Origin of the sequence: Vibrio cholerae ATCC 14035 (assembly GCF_000621645.1) — a bacterium.
GTDB classification, from domain to species: Bacteria; Pseudomonadota; Gammaproteobacteria; order Enterobacterales; family Vibrionaceae; genus Vibrio; species Vibrio cholerae.
The window spans coordinates 1-6,763 of the sequence record NZ_JHXR01000047.1 but is presented as its reverse complement, the minus strand read 5'-3'; the positions used below and the strand labels follow the sequence as shown (position 1 = coordinate 6,763).

General features: G+C 43.0%; 12 protein-coding genes. 10 read left to right on the top strand and 2 right to left on the bottom strand.

All coding sequences use genetic code 11. The features are described 5' to 3' along the window. The 7 genes from T411_RS0115290 to T411_RS0115255 form a co-directional block, all read left to right on the top strand. A partial coding sequence (locus T411_RS0115290) for a hypothetical protein (protein WP_027694908.1) occupies positions 1-132 on the top strand: 132 nt, incomplete at its 5' end. 174 nt (positions 133-306) lie between these two features. Beyond that, positions 307-1,179, top strand: coding sequence for a DUF3800 domain-containing protein (locus T411_RS0115285; RefSeq protein WP_000254716.1), 873 nt, complete (start codon positions 307-309; stop codon positions 1,177-1,179). 149 nt (positions 1,180-1,328) lie between these two features. Further along, positions 1,329-1,928, top strand: coding sequence for a glutathione S-transferase family protein (locus T411_RS0115280; protein ID WP_001891245.1), 600 nt, complete (start codon positions 1,329-1,331; stop codon positions 1,926-1,928). A 191-nt stretch (positions 1,929-2,119) separates the two neighbouring features. Then, positions 2,120-2,389 (top strand): type II toxin-antitoxin system toxin DhiT, encoded by a 270-nt coding sequence (gene dhiT, locus T411_RS0115275; RefSeq protein WP_001114075.1) that lies wholly within the window; start codon positions 2,120-2,122, stop codon positions 2,387-2,389. Continuing rightward, positions 2,383-2,904, top strand: coding sequence for a type II toxin-antitoxin system antitoxin DhiA (gene dhiA / locus T411_RS0115270; protein ID WP_000921691.1), 522 nt, complete (start codon positions 2,383-2,385; stop codon positions 2,902-2,904). The genes dhiT and dhiA overlap by 7 nt, the downstream gene beginning before the upstream one ends. A 298-nt stretch (positions 2,905-3,202) precedes the next feature. Further along, entirely contained in the window at positions 3,203-3,328 is a 126-nt protein-coding gene (locus T411_RS1000000120865) for a DUF645 family protein (protein ID WP_001905700.1), read from the top strand. Positions 3,329-3,578: 250 nt separating this feature from the next. Continuing rightward, complete coding sequence (locus T411_RS0115255) at positions 3,579-3,974, top strand: hypothetical protein (protein WP_001000867.1); 396 nt, start codon at positions 3,579-3,581, stop codon at positions 3,972-3,974. Between the two features lie 138 nt (positions 3,975-4,112). Here T411_RS0115255 and T411_RS0115250 read toward each other — a convergent pair whose 3' ends face one another. After that, a complete protein-coding gene (locus T411_RS0115250; RefSeq protein WP_000578476.1) occupies positions 4,113-4,391 on the bottom strand; it encodes a type II toxin-antitoxin system RelE/ParE family toxin in 279 nt (92 codons plus the stop codon). Next, the gene (locus T411_RS0115245; RefSeq protein ID WP_000381183.1) at positions 4,388-4,672 is read right to left on the bottom strand and encodes a type II toxin-antitoxin system RelB/DinJ family antitoxin; all 285 of its coding nucleotides are present in this window, start codon (positions 4,670-4,672) and stop codon (positions 4,388-4,390) included. Before T411_RS0115245 ends, T411_RS0115250 begins: the two co-directional genes overlap by 4 nt. 193 nt (positions 4,673-4,865) lie before the next feature. On the opposite strand from T411_RS0115245, the gene T411_RS0115240 reads away from it, so the two are divergent. The 3 genes from T411_RS0115240 to T411_RS0115230 form a co-directional block, all read left to right on the top strand. Continuing rightward, positions 4,866-5,381, top strand: coding sequence for a GNAT family N-acetyltransferase (locus T411_RS0115240; RefSeq protein WP_000343779.1), 516 nt, complete (start codon positions 4,866-4,868; stop codon positions 5,379-5,381). A gap of 183 nt (positions 5,382-5,564) precedes the next feature. Then, positions 5,565-5,978, top strand: coding sequence for a VOC family protein (locus T411_RS0115235; RefSeq protein WP_000049420.1), 414 nt, complete (start codon positions 5,565-5,567; stop codon positions 5,976-5,978). Between the two features lie 554 nt (positions 5,979-6,532). Beyond that, positions 6,533-6,763 (top strand): IS3 family transposase (locus T411_RS0115230; protein ID WP_017048399.1); only part of this gene is annotated, 231 nt, incomplete at its 3' end.

Genomic DNA, 6,763 nt, shown 5'->3' with positions numbered 1-6,763 from the left:
TTAAGCCTTAAGTGCATGGTTCAAAATCAAAAAGCACTCAACTTTTATTTGTCGCAAGGTTTTGAAATTGTGTCGCAAGTGGATGATGAATTGGGTGGTTATTACTACATGAGCTTCGTAGCACAAACCTAACAAACGCCTCAAGAGGGACTGTCAACGCGTGGCGTTTCCAGTCCCAATGAGTCGCGGTGGTTACGGTTGTTGTGATTGAGTTTAGTGGTATGCGTTGCCAGCCCCTTAGGCGGGCGTTAGTTTTTTCTTGACTTCAGATGCTCAAAGTACTAAATTCTTAGTGGGACGCGAGGCGTGGTTTCACGAAGCGCTCCACTTCCGAGGCTCGACATTAATGGTCGAGCTTTCGTGTATCTGGAGGCTGGTAAATTGCTTTACATTGTATATCTTGACGAATTTGGTCACATCGGCCCTTACTTGTCTTCTACCGACAAAAGCCACAAAACACATCCTGTATTTGGGTTGGGTGGAGTTGTCCTACCTTATACAGAAGTTAGAAAATTCTCGACATACTTCTACCAGCTTAAGAATCGCCTGCTAGACTACGAGCTAAAAAATAGCGGCATTCACCCTGCAAAGTGGGAAAAGAAAGGCGCTTCATTATACACTGTGACTAATGTTACCAAATATCGACAGTTAAGGCAGGCGACTTTTCGGCTACTAAATAAGGTAAAAGCATCTGGAGGCTTTATAATTTATGTCGGTATTGAAAAAGAGAGGAGAGTTGATGGCCATGATTCCAAGCGACTTTATCACTCTGTATTAAGGGAAGTCATAAAGTGTATTGATCAAGAGTGTGAACAGCGTGACGCAAAGTTTATGCTTATTCTAGATCAGCAAGAAGAAAACGTTCTCCGTGGTGAAATTGTTGAAACTGCATCTGTTGCAATGTTTGGTGATGATGCTCGTTATCGCTTGATAGAACCTCCAGTACAAGTCGAAAGCCATTTATATCAAACGGTTCAATGTGCAGATTGGCTGTGTGGTCTTTTTGGAAGGCTAGCTCATTATGAATGTGAGCCTACCGTTAAAGCAGACTACAAAGCAATTCATGACTACTTTGATAATTGTATCCATCAGGTTTCGACTCGAAGTGGTATCAAAAAGCTAAAGTCTCGTCCAACTGCTCATAATCTACAAAAATTGGTAGATAAATTTTCTTCCTAGCGCCCAAAACTAACAAACGCCTCAAAGGGACTATCAACGCGTGGCGTTTCCAGTCCCAATGAGCCGCGGTGGTTATGGTTGTTTTGTTTGAGTTTAGTGGTAATGCGTTGCCAGCCCCTTGGGCGGGCGTTATGTTTTTCGGAGTTAAAATGGACTTGTCACTTTATAGCGCAAAGGGTTCCAACAGCTCAGAAAGGGTTGAATGGATGCTTAATTTCAAAGGTATCCCGTACGAACGAATTGAAGTTAGCTCGGACGACCTTGCTACGACTTATCGTGTGATGAATCCATTTGGCTATGTGCCTTCGTTGTTAGTTGATGGTCTAGTATTTACTGAGTCAATGGCTATTGCCGAATACCTCGAAGAGCGATTTCCAACGAGTCCATTGCTAGGTCAAAGTCTTGAGGAAAAAACAAAAATCCGCTCAGTTTGTGAATACGTGAACTCCAGTATTCATTCACCTCAAAACCGAACTGTGCTTAACTTTTTTAGGCCCGACCTAGATGAAACATCCAAACGGAAAGTTCGGGGAGAGTGGATTATGCTGTGTCTTGATAAGTTAAGTCAGACGATTTGTAATGAATCAGGTTTTATTATTGGTCGGACTTTTAGTCTTGCGGATATTTTTGTAGCGTCAATTTACAAGAAAGCTCTCCAGCATGGTTATGTTGAAAGTGAGTTTTATAATAACCATCTGATCTACATTAGAAAAAATGAAAGAGTAGCCGTTTCAGAACCACAAACATAACAAACGCCTCAAGAGGGACTGTCAACGCGTAGCGTTTCCAGTCCCATTGAGCCGCGGTGGTTTCGGTTGTTGTGTTTGAGTTTAGTAGTATGCGCTGCCAGCCCCTTAGGCGGGCGTTATATGCTTATAGGAATTGTCTCCTAAAGGATACGCTGCTATAGTCCCTTTAGAGCGATGAACTAGAGGTGGCTATGCCAGAGATTGATGCCCTATTAGGTCTTTCATTTTGCTTGTACTTCTTTGATAACAAGCAGCATAAATTACCTCATATTCACGTTAAGTACGGTAGTTACGAGCTAATTATTGCTATTGAAACAGGTGAGTGTTTAGAGGGTTACTTACCCAATAAGCAACGAAAACGTGCTGAAAACCATATTCTTGAACATCGAGAGCAATTGATGGTGATGTGGAATAAAGCGGTGAATGGTGAAAATCCAGGTAAGTTAGGTGATTTATGTTGAAAGTCATAGATGTTGATTTTGTCTCAGACCATACATTAGAACTGACGTTCAATGATGGTTACCAAGGCTATGCCGACTTGTCGGTATACTTTAAAAAAGCACCGTTTTCAGAAATTAAGGACTTTAAACGCTTTTCCTTGACTCGTGATGGCTCGTTAAATTGGGATGGTAATGAGTTAACGGCCGCGACACTCCGTGACATAACCAAGGGCTCACAAAAGTCGGTGGAGTTAAGTTTTAATGTTCAAGAAATGGAAGCCGTCATCAAACAGGCCTCATGGGAATCGATGATGGAGGGGCGTCCCGACATCTTGCAAGCGGCTATTCGTTCTTACGTAGAGCAGTTTGGTCATGGTCAAGTTATTGCAAAGGCGGGTATAAAAAGTCGTACGAGTGCTTATCGCTCCTTGAAGCCAGAAACAACGCCAAACTTTGGCACACTAGTTCAGTTAGGGCACGCCGTCATCGAACTAGCGAAAGATAGAACAGTGGCAAACAAGGAACCACGCATATAACAAACGCCTCAAGAGGGACTGTCAACGCGTGGCGTTTCCAGTCCCATTGAGCCGCGGTGGTTGCAGTTGTTGTGTTTGAGTTTAGTGGTAGTGCGTTGCCAGCCCCTTAGGCGGGCGTTAGTTTCTCTCAATCAAAAATCATCAAAATCTAAGCTCATTTGCATTAAACATGCAGCTTTTAGTATCCAAATTTCACAAGTTGGCTTTTGAGTTTTGCTTGATGCTGATTTGGCAGAAAGCGTTGAAAACGCAGTAGTTTCAAAGTCGCCGCAAGCCAACAAGTCAAGATGCTTCAACGTTGTTGGGTGTTCAGCGCGGTCAGCTTAGTCTCACAAAAGGCAGCATCATCGCTGTGATCTGGTTTTCTTTGTCGCGGACTATTAACAGTGGCCAACTTAACCTTGATCGTTTTAAGTTTTGGTAGCTTGCTTCACAGCTTTTGGTGTTGGACGTGTGCTTGTAAGATGCATTTGCGTAAAATGCTTTTCAAGTAAAGGTGTTAAAAAACCATTGGTAAACAATGGGCTACGAAACTAACAAACGCCTCAAGAGGGACTGTCAACGCGTGGCGTTTCCAGTCCCATTGAGCCGCGGTGGTTATGGTTGTTGTGTTTGAGTTTAGTGGTAGTGCGTTGCCAGCCCCTTAGGCGGGCGTTAGTTGCTCAGGAGAAAAAATGAACGATTATGACCAGAACTCACTAAAAATTTTAGTCGTGGGTCCAGGTAAAGAGTTTTTCGATGATGTTTACCAGTCCGAATTCAGCGAATTTAGAGAACACGATCTCTCTCTAAATGTATCTGAGGGTTTTTCCGCCCCCGCAGTGACGGAAGTTCTAATTTCTATCGGTGCCAATGTCGTTGCAGGCTTGAGTGTTTACTACATATCAAAAGTATTCGATAAAATATTTAGCGCTAAGGCTAGAGCTAAAGAACAGGGACGTGAAATGCATATCCACGTTTCAATATCAGAAAAGCTAATTATTAAAAACGTTGAGAGCACCTCTGAAATTGAGCGCTCAGTTAATTTTGTTATCGAAACTAAAGGTGACAATGTTCAAAAACGCAGCTAACAAACGCCTCAAGAGGGACTGTCAACGCGTGGCGTTTCCAGTCCCAATGAGCCGCGGTGGTTGCAGTTGTTGTGTTTGAGTTTAGTGTTATGCGTTGCCAGCCCCTTAGGCGGGCGTTAGTTGCCAATCAGCAACAAATCAGTCGTTTGGAAATTTTTGTTTCTGATGTAGTACACGCATTATTCGAATTTTAGAACCATCAACCCAATACGAAACAATCATTGATATCTCAGGGATAATAAGCAATCTGCCTCTAATGCCATCACGCTGAACACCGATTAGTGGTTGCTCAAGCAAATTTTCGACTTTGGCTTCTATGAGCTCATCCGTTTTTTTAGCCGCTGCTGGGTTAAAGTCGTAGAGAAATTCGAAAATTTTCTCACGATCATTGAGAGATGCTTCTTCCCAGAAAATCATGCGTGGCCTCGATTTCGGATTTTAGCTTTACGTTCAGCCATTCGTGCTTTGGCGATGTCATGTTCAATGAATACTGCTTTTCCTGAGTCGAACTTCTCAAATGCTTGATTCACTTGTTCAGTTAGCCATGCATCGTGAGATAATGCCTTGCGTTGCTGCTCAGCTAATTGTTCAGTGAGTTCACGGCAAGCATCGCTAAGAGTTCGACCTTGGCTTTCAGCCATTTGTTGAGCTAAACGTTTTGTTTCTTCGTCTACACGAAATTGAATTCTAGTATCCATGGTGAGCTCCTTTGTTGTGTGTACGAATGTTAGCACTGGTGTTGGGGTAGGGCAACTAACAAACGCCTCAAGAGGGACTGTCAACGCGCGGCGTTTCCAGTCCCATTGAGCCGCGGTGGTTACGGTTGTTGTGTTTGAGTTTAGTGTTATGCGTTGTCAGCCCCTTAGGCGGGCGTTATGCAGTTATTTGAGCATGGATGAAAAAGTGATTATTAGAAAATTAACAGTCGAAGATGCAGAGTCAGTATTGTCATTAATGTACCAATTAGATCGAGAGTCTAAATTCATGCTGCTTGAACCAGAAGAAAGGACAACCACACTGGAGCAGCAAATCCAAATTATTCACTCATTCAATGATTCATCTAATAAGGTGATATATTTACTGACCAATGATGAAAAGGCTTTTGGTTTCATTGTCGGTGTAGGTAATACAGCCAATCGCAATAAACACTGCATGTCTTTGGTCATTGGCCTTCTCCAAGCTGTTACAGGCCAAGGATTTGGAAAAGAATTAGTAAACAAGCTTGAAGGTTGGGCGATTTCTCATGGATATAGCCGGCTAGAGTTGACCGTAATGCAGCACAACGAGAGAGCTAAAAGGCTTTATGAATCATGTGGTTTTGAAGTTGAGGGTTTAAAGCGCCATTCTCTGGTTGTCGATGGTGAGTATGTTAATGAGCTGTACATGTCTAAGCTATTAACCGCATAACAAACGCCTCAAGAGGGACTGTCAACGCGTGGCGTTTCCAGTCCCAATGAGCTGCGGTGGTTATGGTTGTTGTGTTTGAGTTTAGTGTTATGCGTTGCCTGCCCCTTAGGCGGGCGTTATGTGCTTTCTCGAAAAATCTCGAAGTAGTGTAGAATTCAGCTTTTGAAATCTTGAGAAGTCAGCATGTCTAAAGTCGTTCAACAGCAAATCGGCAATATCGCACTTGTCGTAGAAAACTACGATGATGCCATTGAGTTCTATACAAAAAAGCTTCAGTTCAGTTTAGTTGAAGATACCGATTTGGGTGGTGGTAAACGTTGGGTTCAAGTTTCGCCGCCAAACTCGAATGGAACGAACCTACTTCTTGCTCAAGCAAGTACCGAAGAACAAGCTCAATTTGTAGGTAATCAGACTGGAGGTCGTGTTTTTCTGTTTCTACAAACGAATGACTTCTGGCGAGATTATGAGTTGATGAAGACCAAGGGTGTTGTTTTTAATGAAGAACCACGAGTAGAAGAGTATGGGACAGTGGTTGTGTTCCAAGATCTTTATGGAAACAAATGGGATCTTTTGGAGTTGAACAAGGCTCATCAATAGCACGCACATAACAAACGCCTCAAGAGGGACTGTCAACGCGTGGCGTTTCCAGTCCCAATGAGCCGCGGTGGTTGCAGTTGTTGTGTTTGAGTTTAGTGGTAATGCGTTGTCAGCCCCTTAGGCGGGCGTTAGGTTACAAATTGCATGCATAGGTCTCGGTTTGCATATTGATTTTCCCTTATGATTTCTGTGCCTAAGATTTTTATAGGAGACAGTTATGGCATGTAGTTGTTGTGGAAAACGCCTAAACGTAGGAACAATTCATAAATCAGACCCCAAGACTGGACAGAAATTTAAGTCTTGCCCTCACTGTTCAGATGCCAATGGCGGAGAACATGTTTTTCATTCATATCCATCTTCATTTGGAAAAACTCCTGCACGAGTGACAGCTCGTAACCCTGATGGTTATCAAAGCTACTGCAGTGATTGTCGTAGTTTAGCTAAAGGTGTAGCCTCTCACGCATACCCAAATGGGCGAAAGTTGTAGTGGCATAGTGAATTTGGTCACTTAGTTAGAGGTGATATCATCACCTCATAAGTTAACAGGTGACATTATGACAAAACGTACAAGACGACTATTTAGCGCAGAATTTAAGTTAGAAGCAGCGCAGCTAGTCTTAGACCAAAATTACTCAGTGACGGAAGCAGCCCAAGCCATGAATGTGGGCAAGTCCACGATGGATAAATGGGTTCGCCAGCTTAGAGAAGAACGCCAAGGGAAAACACCTAAAGCTTCACCTATGACCCCTGAGCAAATAGAAATTCGGGAATTGAAAAAGAAGCTG